This is a genomic window from Clostridioides sp. ES-W-0016-02 (assembly GCF_020641035.1).
Classification (GTDB): domain Bacteria; phylum Bacillota; class Clostridia; order Peptostreptococcales; family Peptostreptococcaceae; genus Clostridioides.
The window spans coordinates 563,048-581,001 of the sequence record NZ_CP061361.1; the positions used below are offsets into that span (position 1 = coordinate 563,048).

The following is a 17,954-nucleotide window of genomic DNA, read 5'->3' on the forward strand; positions in this document are numbered from 1 at the left end:
AAACTTATTAAAATTGGGGGTATATAAAATGCTACTTTTAAAAAAAGACGACATAAAAAAAGTATTTACTATGAGAGATGCAATTGAGGCTGATAAAGAGGCTTTTAGAATTTATTGTGAAGGAAAAAGTGTAACTCCTTTGAGAACTAATATACCAGTTCCAAGTCAGGATGCTAGTATGTTATTTATGCCAGGATATGTAGAGGACTTAGGGTGTGCAGGAATAAAAATTGTATCTGTATTCCCTAAAAATGCTCAAAAAGGCAAACCAGTAATTCCAGCAACAGTATTATTATTAGATGGGGAGACTGGAGAAGTATGTGCTGCTTTAGATGGTACTTATATAACTCAAGTTCGTACTGGTGCAGCATCTGGTGCAGCTATAGATGTTTTAGCTAAAAAGGATTCTAAGATAGGGGCTTTAATAGGCTTGGGAGGACAAGGTGAGTCACAACTTGAAGCTATGTTAGAAGCTAGAAATTTAGATGAAGTAAGAGTTTTCAGTAGAAATAAAGAAAGTAGAGAAAAATTTGCAAAAGAGATGAACTTAAAGCTAAGTAAATATAATACTAAAATAGTTGCAGCTGAGTCATCTGATGAAGCCATAGATAATGCTGATGTAATAGTTTTAGCAACAACATCAAAAAAACCAGTATTTGATGGAAATTTGGTTAAAAAGGGAGCATTAGTGAGTGCTGTAGGTTCATACTTACCAGATATGCAAGAGATGTGTCCAACTTGTTTAACTAGAGCATCTAAGATATTTTTTGAATCAACAGATGCAGTTTTATCAGAATCAGGAGATATATTAATTCCTCTAGAAGAAGGTAAAATAAGCAAAGCTGATTTTAGTGGTGATTTGGGAAATGTTATAAATGGAACTATTTCCGGAAGAGAAAATGATGACGAAATAATTGTGTTTAAAAGTGTCGGAATAGGTGTACAAGATGTCGTAACAGCGAAAAGAATATATGATAAAGCAAAAGATAGAGGGATTGGAATAGATTGGGAATGGTAAAATTTTCAAAATAAACTTATAATTAGACAAAATTATGCTATAATATTAATAAATAAATTTTTTTATTCAATTAACTGAGGGAGGATATTTGTATGAAAATGGTAAAAAAATTAATCTTATCTTCTATTATGGCTTTAGTTTTAGTTCTAACTATAGGCTGTTCTAATGCAGAAGAAAAAGTAAAGTCGAATTTTGAAGCTAATTTAGCAGCACTAGAAATGTATAAATACGATGAAAAAGGCATTTCTGATGCTTTAACAGAAGCTGAATATAAACAAATTCAAACTTATAATAACACAGATAAAGTTTCAATGCTTGCTCAATTAACACCTCTTTATGGAAAAGAGAATGCTGAAAAGATATATGACACAATTGTTAAATTAATACAAGGTGTTGAAAAAACAGTAACAGTAGATTCTTCTAGTAAGGATAAGATAACTTTAAAAGTTGTAAGTAAAGCATTGGATACTAGTAAAGTAATGTCTGAGGCAAACGATTTAGTAAAATCATATGTAACTGATAAAAATAATTACAATAAAGCAGAAAAAGAAGTTCAAGATGATATGGCAAAAATGATTATAGACCTTTATAACAAAAAGCCAACGAAAGATGTTACAACTTCAATTACATATACAAAAAAAGATGGTAAATGGCAACCACCTAGCAATATACAAAAATTATGTGAAGGAATATATACAATTTAATTTATTTTAAAGACACTAAAACTATCTTTTAAACATATAATAAACTGTTTGAAAGATAGTTTATTTTATTATTTATTGAATACTATTTTTCAAATTTGTTTGATATACTTGGCAGTTTTGACTATATAAAACTTTCAATACAATTATGCTATATCTTGATAAAACATGGTGAATAATTGTGTGTTATATAGTCGAAAATATGATATATTAATATTATATTATATGATAAAAGTTTATTTATATGCTTTTAGGGAGATTTTTATATAAAATGAAAGGGGTGTTTTTTATGTTATCAAGGCAAGAATTAAAAAGAGTATCAAAAGCTCAGTTATCTGGAAACTGGGGAACATGTGCAATTAATATGGCAATATATATTGCGTTGATAGTAGCTATATCATTTATAGGATTGCCTTTTGAACCCTTAACTACTATCATAGTAGCGATAATAGGTTTTTTAGTTGCAGCAGGATTTACATGTATGTTTTTAAAGATTACTAAAGATAAAAAAGTCAAGATGGGAGATATCTTCGTAAATGGAAGAATTTATTTAAGAAGTTTTGGACTTTATATATTAGAATCAATTGCTGTTTATATTTATTCTTTTATAATCACAATTATCGGAGCATTTTTGTCATTTGGAGTTTTACTCACTAGTGGAGCAATTGAATACCTATCAAGTAATAATGTTGGAGTAGGAACTGTAATTTCTACTGCCATAACTCTAGTTATTATAGTAATTGTGTTGATGTTGCCAGTTTATATATTGTTATTATACATTTCTCAAGCTGCTTTTTTAATATGTGAAGATAAAGATAATCTTGGTGTATTTAAAGCAATGGGTGCTAGTTTAGATATGATGAAGGGTAATGTACTTAAACTATTTATATTAAATCTTAGCTTTATAGGATGGTATATATTGACTATATTCACTTTAGGAATAGGTTTGTTATGGTTAATTCCATATATAGGAGTTACTAATTGTAATTTCTATAGAGAATTATTAAAAGATAATCCAGATGTAGAAGATATATTATTAGATAAGGAAAAATCTTATTCTATGTATTAAGATGGTTTTATAGTTAAATAAAATAAAGCTTTATTTAGATATTAAAGTATAAAAATGACAAGACTGTCTTTTACAAGAACTATTTCTTTAAAGGACAGTTTTTGTTATTAAAAAAATAAATGGTTGACATCACATAGACTACTGTGATAGTTTTAAATTATAATATTGACTATTGTGATAACCATATTTGAGGAGCGATTTTATATGGAAATAAAATTATTTGATTCAGAACTTAAGGTTATGGAAGTTCTATGGGAGATAGGAGAAAGTAAGGCAGGGGAATTAGTAAAAGTTTTAAAGGAAGAAACAGGATGGAATAGAAACACTACGTATACAGTTATAAAAAAATTAGTATCAAAAGGTGCAATAGAAAGAATTGAACCAAACTTTGTTTGTAGACCTTTAATAAGCAAAGAAGAAGTTCAGAAGCATGAAACAGAAAGCTTAATTAATAAAATGTTTGGAGGGTCTTCAGAGAAATTTCTTTCAGCTTTTATTAATAAAGAAAATCTCTCAAGTGATGAGATTACAAAACTTAAACAAATTGTTGAGAAATTAAAGTGAGGTAAGATTAATGTTCACTAAATTGTTAGAAATGAGTGTTACTTCTGGGGTTTTAATTTTAATTGTTATTTTTATAAGAGCATGTTTGTTTAAAAAATTGCCTAAAAAAGTATTTGTATTATTATGGTTAGTTGTTTTGTTTAAACTTTTAGTACCAGTAAGTTTAAATTCTACTTTTAGTATTTATAGCATTATTGAGTCAAATTTTGATGCTCAATTGGGAAATGCATCCGCTGTGGATTATTCAATTAAGAAGAATAATAATTCTATCAGTAAGAATAATTTTGGAGATTCTAAGGCTTTATTCAATCTTGAGAATTTTACAGCATTGGAAATATCAAGTATTTTAACGTTTGGAATCTCTATTACTTTTATTATGTTTTTATGCTTTAAGTATACCAGGACGATTAATCTTTTTAAAACTTCGATACATATAAAAAATCATGAATTTATTAAAAAGTGGGCATATGATAATAGAGGTCTTAGAAAATTCTTTGTTTGTATTTCTGAATTTACTAAAACACCTCTTACAACTGGTATTTTAAAACCGAATATTATTTTGCCAAAACAAATGGACTATAGCAATAACCAAACTCTAAACTTTGTCTTAACTCATGAATTGGTTCATATCAATAGGTTTGACAATATATTGAAGTTGTTTATGATTGTAGCTCTTGCTGTCCATTGGTTCAATCCTTTAGTTTGGGTAATGCTTTTTTTATTGAATAAAGATATAGAATTTAGTTGTGATGAAAAGGTAATGAGTATAGTTGGTGAAGAATATAGAGCTGATTATGCAACTACGCTTATAAGTTTAGCAGAGGAACATAATACATTTCCAATGACACTTTATAACGGATTTGGAAAGACAAAGATAGAAGAAAGAATAGTTAATGTTATGAAGTTTAAAAAATCAACCTATATTACTTTTTTAGTTTCAGCTGTGTTAATTTGTGGGACTAGTGTTGTTTTTGCAACTGGAAATAAAGAAATTGATGAAGTTGAATCTTTTAATCTAATGGAAATTGAGCAAAGTAATAAAAACGACTTTTCAATAGGAGGTCAGCCATTAAAAATAGAATCTAAGATAAATAATACAAATATTTCTGTGGGATTATCAGCTAAAAGTGATGAAAGCATTGATTTAAGTACATCAGAAACATATAAAATGCAGAAAATTACTTCAAAGGTTGATGTAGAAGAAGTGTATTCTAATATGTCAAAGTATTCAGTTGTACCAACTGATAATATTTCTAAGAAGATATCTGTAACAAAAAGTATGAAGATTTTAACAAATAATAAATTGCAGTATAAAGATTCTGAAAGCAACTAGATATATGACAAATAAGGATGGGTTGAGAATTAGGAATACTATCTTAAAATAATTAAATTTATTTTGAGATAGTATTTTTTATTAAAAAATTTTATAGAAATACTTGACACAATTATGACTATTATGATAGTCTAAAGATGTAGTAAATAACTATTGCAATAGTCATAATGAACTACACTACCCAAATAAATCTCTAAGAAAGGAATATAAATTATGAAAATAAAAAAATCCCTTATAAGTGCAATGATGGTATCTGCTATGGTACTAGGAGGAACAGGAGCAGTATTTGCAAGTGGAAATGACGATGTATCTAATATTGAGTTATCTAAGTTTAAATCTCTAGTAGAATCAGGTGTAACTGATGCTGCTGACTTAGAAAAACATGGAGTTGAGTATTATACTTATGAAGAGTACGCTAAGCAGATTGAAGAGTTAAAAGCATATGCTAAAGACTCTTCAGCAGTTAAAGATGTAAGTTCAAAAGACCTTGAAGATACAATTAAGATTATGGAAAAAGATTTAGAAAAGATAAAAACTGAAGGCTTAAAGATAATGAAACCTATCGTAATAGATAATGAAGATGGAACTCAATTGGCAGTTTCTTTATCTAGAGCTGAATAATTAATATTAAATTTTTTAGATATAGGTGGAAAAAGTATTTAAAAAACTAAATAAGCGTAATTAAACATAGTAAACAAGAACAAAACAAGTAACAAATAAACGATAACAAAAGGCTTAAAGTCTATATGAAGATAGAGAAGTAAAAAATAAACAAATTAAATAGTATAAAAATAAATCTAGTCAAAGTAAAAGTATTAAACCCAGTTTGTAATGTTAACATTTTTTATATGTATTAAGAAATGTTAACATTACTTTTTTTATTCAAAATATGGATTTTTACTAAAAAACGTTGTAGAAATACTTGACATAAATATGACTATTATGATAGTCTAAAGGTGTAGTTAATAACTATTGCAATAGTCATTGTGAACTACACTACCCAAATAAATCTCTAAGAAAGGAATATGAGTTATGAAAATAAAAAAATCCCTTATAAGTACAATGATGGCATCTGCTATAGTATTAGGAGGAACAGGAGCAGTATTTGCAGATGGAAGTAGTGATGTATCTAATATTACGTTAGATAAATTTGATTCTCTAATAAAATCAGGAATAACTGAGCCTGCTGACTTAGAAAAATATGGAGTTGAGTATTACACTTATGAAGAATATGCTAAGCGTATTGAAGAATTAAAAGAGTATGCTAAAGACACTACACAAGTTAAAGACTTAAGTTCACAAGACCTTGAAAATACAATTAAGAGTATGGAAAAAGATTTAGAAAAGATAAAAAATGAAGGTTTAAAGATTATGAAACCTATTAGAATAGACAATGGAAATGGATTGATAGGTTTCTATGGTCGTTAAATAATTAAATGATACAAAAGTAAATCTAGACAAAGTAAGAGTACTAATTCAGCTTGTAATGTTAACATTTTTTAATGTATGTTAAGAAATGTTAACATTACTTTTTTTTTATTTAAAATAATATTGAAAATATTATGAAAATTCTAACGAAAATTAATTCTTAATTATTAGAGTCATTAAAATTTAAAGAAAAATGGCAATTTGGTATTTTAAAAGTGAGTTTTAAAAAAATTAAGGCTATTGGCATGGCAATTGCTTAGTAAATAAAATAAGAACAATATTATAAATTTATGGATTCATATTATTATTTGCTATCAATATTTAAATTGTATTGATAATAAATATATAGTTGATAGCTTCTAAAATGTATCGCTAACAAATACACTAAGTTATCAAAGAGGTATTATTTCTAAGGAGGGGGAAAGCATGAAACAATTGCTTACAGGAAATGAGGCAGTAGCACGTGGTGCTTACGAAGCAGGCATATCTTATGCAGCTGCTTATCCAGGAACACCAAGTACTGAAATATTGGAAAATATAGCACTATATAAAGATGACATAATTGCAGAGTGGGCACCAAATGAGAAAGTAGCAGTAGAGTCAGCAATAGGAGCCTCTATTGCAGGAGGTAGAGCCCTTGCAGCTATGAAGCATGTTGGAGTAAATGTTGCTGCAGACCCAATATTTACATATGCATATATGGGAGTAAATGGTGCGATGATTATTGTATCTGGAGATGACCCTGGCATGCACTCATCACAAAATGAACAAGATAATAGACATTATGCTAAATTTGCAAAGATAGCTATGATAGAACCAAGCAACAGCCAAGAATGTAAGGATATGCTAAAGGCTGCGGTTGAGATAAGTGAAAAATACGATACAACAGTTTTATTTAGAATGGTGACTAGAATATGTCATAGTAAAGGACTTGTTGAGTTAGGAGAAAAAGAAGAAACAATTGTAAAAAAATATGAAAGAAATCTTTCTAAGTTTGATGCTATTCCAGCAACTTCAAGAGGATTAAGAATTAAACTTGAAGATAGATTAAAAAAGCTTGAAGAGTTTTCTAATGAAACTGACTTAAACTTTATAGAATGGAATGATAAGAAAATAGGCGTGATAACTTCAGGAGCTTCTTATGAGTATGCTAAAGATGTGTTTGGAGATACTGTATCATATTTAAAATTAGGATTTACATATCCTCTTCCAACAAAGAAGATAAGAGGTTTTGCAGAACAAGTAGAAACTGTTTATGTAATCGAAGAATTAGAACCTTATATAGAAGAACATCTTAAAGAAAATAACATACCATGTATTGGAAAAGAAAAGATACCTAATATAGGTGAGTTAAATCCAGATATTATAGCTCAATCAATTTTGGGAGAAAAAAGAAAACTAATAGAGTATAGCCAAGAAAAAATAGTTGGCAGACCTCCAACTTTATGTGCAGGATGTCCACACAGAGGATTTTTCTATGAGCTAGGAAAGGTTAAAAATGTACTTATAAGTGGAGATATAGGATGTTATGGTCTAGGAGGAGCAGAGCCTTTAAATGCTAAAGATACTTGTATATGTATGGGAGGAGGGCCAGGTGTAGCTCATGGAGCACAAAAGATATTTACTAAAAATAATATTAACATGAGGACTATATCTACAATAGGAGATTCAACATTCTTTCATACAGGAATAAATGGTCTCATAGATATAATCTACAACAAAAGTAATACTGTAACATGTATTCTTGATAATAGAATTACTGGAATGACTGGTCATCAAGAAAATCCTGGAACTGGATTTTCATTGCAAGGTGATGTTACTGAAATGATGGACATTGAGACTATAGTAAAAGCTTTGGGTTGTAAAAATGTAAAGGTAGTTAATCCTAACATGTTGAATGAAGTTAAAGAAGCATTAAATTGGGCTTTATCAATTGATGAACCTTCAGTAATAATCACTAGATGGCCATGTGCATTAAAAAAATTTACAGAAGATGATAAAAAAAGATTCGACCTTACACCATCAATTTGTAGCGTAGATGATGAGAAATGTATTGGATGTAAGAAATGCCTTACAACAGGATGCCCTGCTTTGAGATTTGATAAATCTAAAAAGAAATCAAGTATAAATCAGGCTCAATGTGTAGGATGTACAGTATGTGCACAAGTATGTCCAGTAAATGCTATAAAAAAGGTTGGTGAAAAGTAATGAAAAAGGTTAAAAATGTATTGTTATCAGGAGTAGGAGGTCAGGGTACTGTTTTAGCAAGTAAAATACTTTCTGCTGGTCTTATAGATGCTGGATATGATGTTAAGATGTCAGAGGTTCATGGTATGGCTCAAAGGGGTGGAAGTGTAACAACACAAGTTAGATATGGAGAAAAAGTACACTCTCCTATACTTGGAAAAGGAGATGTTGACGTATTAGTTTCATTTGAGACTATGGAGGCTTTAAGATATCTTGATTTTCTTAAGCCTGAGGGTAAATTAGTAGTAAATGATTATGAAATGCCTTCTGCACCAATTTTAACAGGTAGAGTGGATTATCCTGAAAATATAATAGACGATATTAAAGAAAAAGTGGATGTAACAGTGATAAAGGCAGTTGATATTGCCAGAGGTTTTGGAAATGAGAAGGTTATGAATGTAGTACTTTTGGGAGCATTGATTAAGGCTTTACAGTTAGAAAATGATATAGATTGGGAAAAGATAGTATCACAACAGGTTAAACCTAAGTTTATAGAAATTAATATAAAAGCTTTAAGAGAAGGGATGAATATTTAGAAAATAAAAATTACAGATAAAAAACTATATAAAGAATCAGAAAAAATAATTATATATAATATACAAAGGGTTAGGAAAGATTAATTATAGATATAATACAAAAAGGGTTAGGAAAGATTAATTAAAAATATAATATATAAAGGGTTAAAAAATAATTGCAAAAAAAACTATATGTAATAGTTATTTAATGCAATAGCTATTTACTGAGATAGTTATTTAAAAATGAAATTTTATCAATTTAAACATGGAAAATGAATACCTAAGTAAGCAATATTTAATAAATATATTTATATAGAGATAACAATAAAATAAATACTTGAAAGGAAGGAGAACTATTTAGATTATTAAATAGTATTTATGATATGAAAAAAGGCGATTTTATATGGAGTGGAGTTCTTATTTGTCTTATTGCTATTTTAGTGATACCAAGTAGTAGAGCGGTATTTATGGAAGCAACAGGTGCACATCCATATATTGGAGGTTTTTTCAAGTTTGCTGTGTTAGCAACAATGGGAGACTTACTTGGTGCTAGAATTTTGCATAAAGACTGGAAAATACCAGTAGGAATCTTTTACAGAGCTGTAGTTTGGGGAATTATAGGTGTAGTTACAACATATGCTATGTCAATTTACTCAGCAGGTGTAGGGCAGGCACAAGTAGATGGTATGCTTCCATTTGAAGGAATAGCTTTTGCAAATGCTCTATTTAAGAGTGCAACTATGAATATATTAATGTCACCAACTGTATTTTTATTCCATAAGGTTATGGATTGCTTTATAGATAAAAAATATGAAGTTGGAAAGGGTGTTAAGGTAGTTCTTAAAGATGTAGTAAATGTTGTAGACTGGAATGCCTATCTTGGTTTTAGTGTTTTGAAAACTATACCATTTTTCTGGATACCATGTCATACAATTGTATTCTTGTTCCCTGCTGAATATAGAGTAATTGCCTCTGCTTTTGCATCTATAGCTCTAGGATTAATTTTAGCATTAGCCAATAAATCTAAAGCTACAAATTAAGATTATTAATAAAGTTAGAGTTATTAAGTTAGAATTATTGATTGCTGTTTTTAAGAAGCTTAAAATCCCCCATTTAAGAGTTTTAAGGTTCTAAAATAATAAGTTATAACTACAAAAAATGGCTGCTAAGACTATTATGATTATAGGTTAAAAAACTTATAACAGATAGTAGTTTATAACAGCCATTTTTTATGTTAAGCTAATAGGTTAGTTAAAATCTAAATTAGAGGATTTAAAGAAGCTATTCTAGTTGTAGCTACGTAAACCCTGGATATTTCATACCATGTCTTAAAGTCAACTACTCCAGTTTGAGGTAAACCAAAAATTCCTTGGAATATTTTTACAGAATTTTCTGTATCTGTACCATAGATTCCATCTTCCCTCACTTTTGGTATAGCTGGATAAGAATTAGATATAGCATTTAACTGGTTTTGTATAGTTCTAACGTATTGTCCAGAAGAACCAACTTGTAGTGTAGTTCCAGGAAATGATACTGGTACACCACTAACTACTGGAGCTTTTTCAAACACTATTTCGTCTCCATAGAAATATCTTAGTATTCTTTCATAATCGTATCCTTGGTCACCTAGGTCCTTACTACCCCATTGAGTCATTTGATTAGGACATTGAGATTTTTGACCATCACAATATTGAGCTAGTAGTGGCTGTCTTGATGTAGGAGGTCTTTTTATAAATGTATTAAATATAGCATCTACAACTACGTTAATTGGTTCAAATAAGTTTCTATTGTTTATAAATTTATGGTCATATGCTGTTGATGAGGTGATTGTAAAGTTATATCCTTTGTTTCTGTACCATTCAGTAAAGACTCTATTTAAAGTAAATGATATTATAGCTATTACATTTGCGTAGATTGTCTGCTCAGGCCAAGTTGAATATATTTCAGATGAGGCTATGTTTTTAATGTACTCTTTAAATGGAATCCAATAATTTGCCGCTGATGTATTTTCTGGCAAACCATCATGAACTACTATAAATTCAGGCACTACAGGGTTATCTAATACAACAAAACCAGTAGGTGGTGGTAATGGTTTTAGGTTACTTTCTGGAATTTTAGGAGGATAAGTACCATATAAAGTATGTTCTCCTATATCAAAAATCAATTCACTTTGTCTTGAGAAGGAACGTTTACTTCTTGTTCTAGGAAACATAGGTACTCCTTGTCTCGCCTCAATTGTAGCTAGTAACTGTGTCCCTTCTATGACAACTGTCTCATATCCATCTGCTATAGCTTCTACTATATACTGGCTGTAAGGTCTAACATCAGATGGTTGTAGAGAGTAATCTACATCTGGTGCTGGTAATACTAATCCAGTCACTTGACCAGATTCATTACTTATTAGGTTCTGGTATAAAGTTGATGAGCTTTGGCTACCATTAGACATTGAATATATGTTTACTGTTGCATTTTGAATGGGTCTATTGTTAGTAGCATCAATTATACTTACTGTTAAGAAACCATCTTGCATCAAATCACCCTTTCTTTAAATGAATTTAGTTCCCTTATATTTCAAGATATGAATATGGCTTGAGATTTGTTAAATAATATAGATATAAATTTAAATTTTTTTAAGTATTTTTAACCTATCAAATGATAAAGAGTTTAGTATATAAATTTGAGTGTAGAAAAATTTAAAATAAAAGCTGAAAGAAAATAAACTAAAAGTAAGTGTATATTTAAAACACAAATAAACTAAAAATAAGTAGTAATTATAAAACATGAATGAATTAAAAACTTTGAAAGGAAAATTACCTATGAAGCTGGATTTATTTTTATTAGCAGTAGTACCTATATTAATAGGTATGTTTTGGATAAGATCTAAAGATAAATATTGTAGAGAGCCACTAATCCATTTAATTAAATTTTTTATGATAGGTGCTTTTTTAAGTGTTATAATTATTCTTTTAGAAAATCTATTAATGAAGTTTAATGTATTTGAAGGATATTCAGAATTATTATATGTATCATTTATAGTTGCAGGTCTTGTGGAAGAAGGTGTAAAAGCTTTAATACTAATTCCTTCATTGATTAAAGAAAAGCATTTTACTGAAAAATTAGATGGTATTATTTATTCTGTATTTTTATCTTTAGGATTTGCAACAATTGAAAATATAGTTTATATTTTCTCTGAAAGTAGAAATTTAGCACTACAGGTTGGTATTAATAGAGCAGTTATCTCCATTCCAGCTCATGTAATGTTTGCTATTACTATGGGATATTATATTTCTAAGTATAAGTTTGAGGGGAATGAAATTAAAAAACGTGAATACTTATTTATGGCTGTATTAATTCCGATTTTATTACATGGAGTTTTTGATTTTATATTGATGATAGAATATAGATGGGCTATTATATTATTTATAGTTTATGTCATAATTTTGTGGAAAATAAATCTTGATAAACTTGAAAAATATATGAATAACTCTAAAAAAGTGTTTTTTGGAAACTTAAAGAAAAAGAAAAGAAAATAAATGACGAACAAGTAACGCAGATAAAAAGGGGGATTATAAATTTGGCAAATTTACCAAAAGAATTTTTAGAAGATATTAGAGAAATACTAGAAGATGAATATGATGATTTTATAAAAAGTTATAATGAAGAAAAGACTACTGGTCTTAGAATAAATACACTAAAAATTGATAAAGAAAAACTATTGAATTTAAATTTATTTGATTTATATCAGATACCGTGGGCAGATGAAGGTTTTTATTATGATGATAAAATTAATAGGCCTGGTAGAAATCCATTACATGAGGCTGGAGCATATTATTTACAAGAGCCTTCTGCAATGAGTGTAATACCAAAAGCAGATATTAAAGAAGGAGATAAAGTACTTGATATGTGTGCTGCACCTGGTGGCAAATCTACATATATATTATCTAGATTAAACAACACAGGTTTATTGGTTTCTAATGAGATTAATACAAGTAGAATTAAAGCTCTAGGAGAAAACTTAGAACGATTTGGGGCGAGAAATTGTATAATAACAAATACTGATTCTAATAGCTTAAGAAAGACATTTAATGGGTATTTTGATAAGGTGATTATAGATGCTCCTTGTTCTGGGCAAGGGATGTTTAGAAAAGATGAAGTGGCCATCTTAGATTGGAGTCAGGCAAAAGTAATTGAATGCCAATCTATTCAAAAAGAGATTATAAGAGATGGATATAAAATGTTAAAGAAAGATGGTATTTTAATTTACTCAACATGTACTTTTTCAAAAGAGGAGAATGAACATGTTATAAATGAGTTTATCAGTGAATATCCACATGCAGAACTTGTTGAGATGGAAAGGCTATGGCCTCATAAAATAAAGGGAGAAGGTCATTTTGTAGCTAAGATAAAAAAATTAGAAGAAGAAGAAAGTAATGTAAAAGAATTAAAAATAAAAAATTTAGATAAAGAAATAAAGGATTATAGGGAGTTTGAAAAGAAATTTTTAAAGACTGATTTTTATAGTAATAAAAAAAATAAATTTTATTTAAGAGGAGAAAATTTGTACCTACTTCCTGAAATATATCCAGATACAAAAAAACTAAAAGTATTGAGATACGGTTTGCATTTAGGGGTTTTAAAGAAGAATAGATTTGAGCCTTCTCATGCATTATCTCATTACTTAAAAGTTGAAGATGTAAAAAACGTTGAAAACTTTAGTGTACAAAGCGAATCAATTCTTAAATATTTAAAAGGGGATGTTATAAATTCTAATGAAAGTAGAGGATGGGTTTTGGTATCAGTTGAAGATATACCTTTAGGTTGGGGAAAAGAATCTGCTGGTACAATTAAGAATCATTACCCTAAAGGTCTTAGAAAAGTATTTTAAACTATTAGAAAAAAGAAGTATAATATTTATATTGTAAGTTTATGGTAGATTAGTTTTGCTGTAGATTGACTTAATATTGAACACAGAGGAGACGATTTTAGTGGGTGAAGCAGTTAAAAAAGAAGTTGTAGAGTGGATAAAAGTGATTGTCATAGCTCTTGTTTTGGCATTTGCAATAACGCGTTTTATAGTGCCAACAATAGTTAAAGGAGAATCAATGTATCCTACGCTTGTAGAACGTGATTATTTGATAGTCAATAGAATTGCGTACAAAGTAGGAGAGCCAAAATACAAAGATATAATAGTATTCAAAACCGACTTAACAGAAGAAAATGGAAAGAAAAAAGATTTAGTAAAAAGAGTTATCGGGGTTCCTGGTGACCATGTAAAGATAAAAGACTCCAAGGTATATGTAAATGATAAATTGTTAGATGAAGTTTCCTATATACATAATAATCGTACTGATGGAGATATTGATATAGTAGTTCCAGAAGGAAAATTATTTGCAATGGGAGACAATAGAGAAAGAAGTTTAGATAGTAGATACGATGAGGTTGGATTGGTCGACGAGCACACCGTTCTAGGAAAAGTTCTAGTCAGATTGTATCCATTTTCTAAGATAGGAACTATTGACTAAACATTATAAATATAAAATTTGGAGCAATCGCTGATTAACTGAAATCACCAGACCATGCACAATAGTTGTCTATATAAAAAAGACAACACCTTATTTAGTAGACTTATCTAAAAGATAGTGCTTAAAAGTAGCATTATCAATAAAGATAATATAACTATAAAGGAGAATTTGTGAATGAATGAAACTATTAAAGAAGAGATTGTAGAGTGGATAAAAATAATTATTACTGCACTTTTTTTGGCATTTATTATAACTCGCTTTATAAAACCAACATTAGTAAATGGAGAATCAATGTACCCAACACTTAAACCACACGATTACTTAGTGGCAAATAGAATAACATATAAATTATCAGAACCAAAATGTGGAGATATAATGATATTTAAGACTGACTTGTTGCAAGATAATGGGAGAAAAAAAGAGTTAGTAAAAAGGGTTATAGGTGTACCAGGAGACCATTTAAAAATTAAAGATTCTAAGGTTTATATAAATGGTAAGTTATTAAATGAAGTTTCATATATACATGATAATTATACTGAAGGCGAGATTGATATGGTGATTCCTCAAGGTAAAGTATTTGCTATGGGAGATAATAGAGAAGTAAGTTTAGATAGTAGGTATAAAGAAGTAGGATTAGTGGATGAACAAAATATTAAAGGAAAAGTTATTTTAAGAGTGTTTCCTTTTACACAAATAGGTATTTTTGAGTAGGTGATTTGTATGGCAGTTGGTGTGGCATCTTTGTTATTTAATATTGAGGGTGCTTTAAAACTTTGTGAAAGTACAAAGGAAATAACTCATTTGGAAATTGGTATTGATAATATATATGAATGTAGTGAGTTATGTAAATATAAGCAGAGAATTTCTAAACTAGGGTTGTCTATAGGGATACATTTACCTATGGAATTAAACACTTGTGAAAATATAGAATATATACGAGCTTCATGGATAAGTTTTATTGAGAAGATAGAATTAGAGCTAAAAGGATTTGATATAAGGTACTTTAATCTTCATTTGGGTTATGTTATGACAAATAGACTTAAAAATAATAGGGACAAGTATTTAGATAATAGTGTAGATTTTTTTAATAAAATAAATACAGATTCACATATTTGTATAGAGAATACTTATTCAAAAGGTGGGGATTTTTCAAATATTGGAAATATATCCTATGATTTTGAATATATATTTAAGAGGATTAAAAATTCTAAGATTTGTTTTTGTTACGATACTGGACACTGTTTAATTGATGAGGATGATTATTTAAATAACTTGAAAGATAAGATAAAATTGATACATTTAAGTGATAATGATGGTATCAATGATATACATGTTGGTATAGGAAGAGGTATTTTATCTGAAGAGAGTGTTAAAGAGGTTTTAAAATTAGATGCAGAATATTTAGTATTAGAAATAAATTACGAAGACATTGAAGATACTATAAGTAAATTGAATCATATTGTAGGAGAGGGTTAAATACCTCTCTTTATCTTGTTGATATGCCTCGTTGATTAAAATGTATATTCATCAAAAGGAAGGAGATGTTGAAGTGAAGAAAATAAATTTAAAAATAGACGGAAGAAGTAAGGAGTATTCATTAGACGAAAATTCTTTGGGAATTAGACTAGGAGATATAGCAAAAGAGTTTTGTGATGAACATAAAGGATATATAACACTTGCGGTTGTAGATAATAAATTGAAAGAGTTAAATTATAGAGTGAAAAAGGATTGTGAGATAGAGTTTTTGGATACGACAAATGAAGATGGAGAAAGAGTTTACTTTAGAGTCATGTCATTTGTGTTTGTGATGGCTTGTAGAGAGATATTTTGGGACAGCAGAGTTACAATAGAACATTCACTATCTGGTGGACTATATTGTGAAGTTCATATAGAGAGAAAACTTAAAGAAGTTGATGTTGAAAATATAAAAAATAAAATGAAAGAGATAATAAATAATGACTACACTATAGAAAAAATAGAAGTTACGAGGGATGAAGCTATTTCTATATTTGAAAATAATGAGATGTATGAAAAAGCAGAACTTTTGAAATACAAGGAATATGATAGTGCTAAAGTATATAAATGTAGAAACTATATAGACCATTTTTATGGATATATGTTGCCATCAACTGGTTATATAAAATCGTTTGATATCATACTTTACAATGGAGGTATTATAATTTTAGGGCCTAGTGAAGAAGATAAGACTCTACCTATGAAATTTATACCTCAACCTAAGCTATCAAACGTATATTATGAAGCAGAAGAATGGTCAAGACTAATGGGAATTGATAAGGTAGTATCACTTAACAGAATAATAGAAAATAATGAATATGGAGATATAATAAGAACATTTGAAGCATTACATGAAAAGAAACTATCTCAAATAGCAGATATGATAAAAGATAACAATAAGAGAGTAGTTTTAATAGCAGCACCATCATCATCTGGAAAAACAAGCTTTGCTCATAGACTATCAATACATCTTAGAGTAAATAACTTAAATCCGATTTCAATATCTTTAGATGATTATTTTATAGATAGAAAACATACTCCTTTAGATGAATATGGAAACTATGATTTTGAGTCAATTTATGCTATAGATTTAGAGAGATTCAACTTAGATTTAAATAAACTTTTAGCAGGTGAAGAAATTGAGGATATAAGGTTTAACTTTAAAGCTGGGGAAAGAGAATATACTGGTAAAAAGATAAAGATAGACTCAAATCAACCAATTATATTAGAAGGTATACATGGGCTAAACCCTATTTTAACAGCATCTATACCAGATGAAGATAAATTTAAGATATACATAAGTGCCCTTACTCAAATAAATTTAGATGACCATAATAGAATTCCTACTGCCGATTTGAGAATGATAAGAAGAATTGTTAGAGATTATAATTTTAGAGGATATAGCGCTGATAATACTATTTTGCAATGGGCATCAGTTAGAAGAGGAGAAAAGAAAAATATATTCCCTTATCAAGATGAAGCAGATGCTATATTTAATTCCGCTTGTGTGTATGAATTAGCGGTTTTAAAGCGATTTGCTAAGCCTCTATTGGAGGAAATAGATGAAGATAATCCTGCTTATATTGAAGCTACTAGATTATTAAAGTTTTTACAGTATTTTGTTGAACTAGATGATATTTCTGATATACCAGGAACTTCAATCCTTAGGGAATTTATTGGAGGAAGTAAAATAGTTGATTAGCATGTATTATTGATTATTTTATTGTACTCATATTGAACTAAATATTTTTTTAGAGATACTGAATAATCTATGGTTTATATTTTAAGTAATATTGCTGGAGTATTAAAGTGAAAATTCTATTTAGTTATCAAAAATTCTTTGTTTTGTGAGAATTAGTATAGATAATAAATACTATTTAACTTTAATACTCCTTTTATAATATTATGATATTTTTTATAATATGTTTGAAAAATAAAGTTAAGTCTGCAAAAAATAGTTTTAAAGTATAATTTCTTTTAACACTGTTTTATTATAGTATAAACTTGTGCTAAAATAGAGTATATAACATAAGATGATGAGG

Annotated in this window: 17 protein-coding genes; 16 read left to right on the plus strand and 1 reads right to left on the minus strand. The window is 28.7% G+C overall.

Annotation, left to right across the window (positions count from 1 at the left end):
• The first annotated feature begins 28 nt into the window (after positions 1-28).
• The 10 genes from IC758_RS02965 to IC758_RS03010 all read left to right on the plus strand — a co-directional run bounded on the left by IC758_RS02965 (position 29) and on the right by IC758_RS03010 (position 9,915).
• Positions 29-1,018 carry an ornithine cyclodeaminase family protein gene (locus tag IC758_RS02965; protein WP_227433628.1) on the plus strand — a complete coding sequence of 330 codons (990 nt, stop codon included), beginning with the start codon at positions 29-31 and terminating at the stop codon, positions 1,016-1,018.
• 92 nt (positions 1,019-1,110) lie between these two features.
• A complete protein-coding gene (locus tag IC758_RS02970; protein ID WP_227433627.1) occupies positions 1,111-1,722 on the plus strand; it encodes a hypothetical protein in 612 nt (203 codons plus the stop codon).
• 286 nt (positions 1,723-2,008) lie between these two features.
• A complete protein-coding gene (locus IC758_RS02975) occupies positions 2,009-2,788 on the plus strand; it encodes a DUF975 family protein (RefSeq protein WP_227433626.1) in 780 nt (259 codons plus the stop codon).
• 204 nt (positions 2,789-2,992) lie between these two features.
• Entirely contained in the window at positions 2,993-3,352 is a 360-nt protein-coding gene (locus tag IC758_RS02980) for a BlaI/MecI/CopY family transcriptional regulator (RefSeq protein WP_227433625.1), read from the plus strand.
• A gap of 10 nt (positions 3,353-3,362) precedes the next feature.
• Positions 3,363-4,685: a M56 family metallopeptidase gene (locus tag IC758_RS02985; RefSeq protein WP_227433624.1), complete on the plus strand. Its 1,323-nt coding sequence runs from the start codon at positions 3,363-3,365 to the stop codon at positions 4,683-4,685.
• Positions 4,686-4,898: 213 nt separating this feature from the next.
• Entirely contained in the window at positions 4,899-5,306 is a 408-nt protein-coding gene (locus tag IC758_RS02990; protein ID WP_227433623.1) for a hypothetical protein, read from the plus strand.
• 411 nt (positions 5,307-5,717) lie between these two features.
• On the plus strand, positions 5,718-6,113 hold the full coding sequence (locus IC758_RS02995; RefSeq protein ID WP_227433622.1) for a hypothetical protein: 396 nt from the start codon (positions 5,718-5,720) through the stop codon (positions 6,111-6,113).
• Positions 6,114-6,539: 426 nt separating this feature from the next.
• On the plus strand, positions 6,540-8,321 hold the full coding sequence (gene iorA / locus IC758_RS03000; protein WP_227433621.1) for an indolepyruvate ferredoxin oxidoreductase subunit alpha: 1,782 nt from the start codon (positions 6,540-6,542) through the stop codon (positions 8,319-8,321).
• Positions 8,321-8,896 carry an indolepyruvate oxidoreductase subunit beta gene (locus tag IC758_RS03005; RefSeq protein WP_227433620.1) on the plus strand — a complete coding sequence of 192 codons (576 nt, stop codon included), beginning with the start codon at positions 8,321-8,323 and terminating at the stop codon, positions 8,894-8,896. The genes iorA and IC758_RS03005 overlap by 1 nt, the downstream gene beginning before the upstream one ends.
• 362 nt (positions 8,897-9,258) lie before the next feature.
• A complete protein-coding gene (locus IC758_RS03010) occupies positions 9,259-9,915 on the plus strand; it encodes a hypothetical protein (RefSeq protein ID WP_227433619.1) in 657 nt (218 codons plus the stop codon).
• 218 nt (positions 9,916-10,133) lie between these two features.
• Here the strand turns inward: IC758_RS03010 and sleC are convergent, their stop codons facing one another.
• A complete protein-coding gene (gene sleC / locus IC758_RS03015; protein WP_227433618.1) occupies positions 10,134-11,405 on the minus strand; it encodes a spore cortex-lytic germination protein SleC in 1,272 nt (423 codons plus the stop codon).
• 250 nt (positions 11,406-11,655) lie between these two features.
• On the opposite strand from sleC, the gene IC758_RS03020 reads away from it, so the two are divergent.
• From IC758_RS03020 to IC758_RS03045, 6 genes are all read left to right on the plus strand, one after another.
• A complete protein-coding gene (locus tag IC758_RS03020) occupies positions 11,656-12,408 on the plus strand; it encodes a PrsW family intramembrane metalloprotease (protein ID WP_227483648.1) in 753 nt (250 codons plus the stop codon).
• Positions 12,409-12,449: 41 nt separating this feature from the next.
• Positions 12,450-13,760 (plus strand): RsmB/NOP family class I SAM-dependent RNA methyltransferase, encoded by a 1,311-nt coding sequence (locus IC758_RS03025; RefSeq protein WP_227433616.1) that lies wholly within the window; start codon positions 12,450-12,452, stop codon positions 13,758-13,760.
• Between the two features lie 100 nt (positions 13,761-13,860).
• Positions 13,861-14,397 carry a signal peptidase I gene (lepB, locus tag IC758_RS03030; RefSeq protein ID WP_227433615.1) on the plus strand — a complete coding sequence of 179 codons (537 nt, stop codon included), beginning with the start codon at positions 13,861-13,863 and terminating at the stop codon, positions 14,395-14,397.
• A 174-nt stretch (positions 14,398-14,571) separates the two neighbouring features.
• The gene (gene lepB, locus IC758_RS03035) at positions 14,572-15,108 is read left to right on the plus strand and encodes a signal peptidase I (RefSeq protein WP_227433614.1); all 537 of its coding nucleotides are present in this window, start codon (positions 14,572-14,574) and stop codon (positions 15,106-15,108) included.
• A gap of 9 nt (positions 15,109-15,117) precedes the next feature.
• Positions 15,118-15,873 (plus strand): sugar phosphate isomerase/epimerase family protein, encoded by a 756-nt coding sequence (locus IC758_RS03040; RefSeq protein ID WP_227433613.1) that lies wholly within the window; start codon positions 15,118-15,120, stop codon positions 15,871-15,873.
• A 73-nt stretch (positions 15,874-15,946) separates the two neighbouring features.
• Positions 15,947-17,614, plus strand: coding sequence for a nucleoside kinase (locus IC758_RS03045; protein ID WP_227433612.1), 1,668 nt, complete (start codon positions 15,947-15,949; stop codon positions 17,612-17,614).
• The last annotated feature ends 340 nt before the right edge of the window (positions 17,615-17,954 follow it).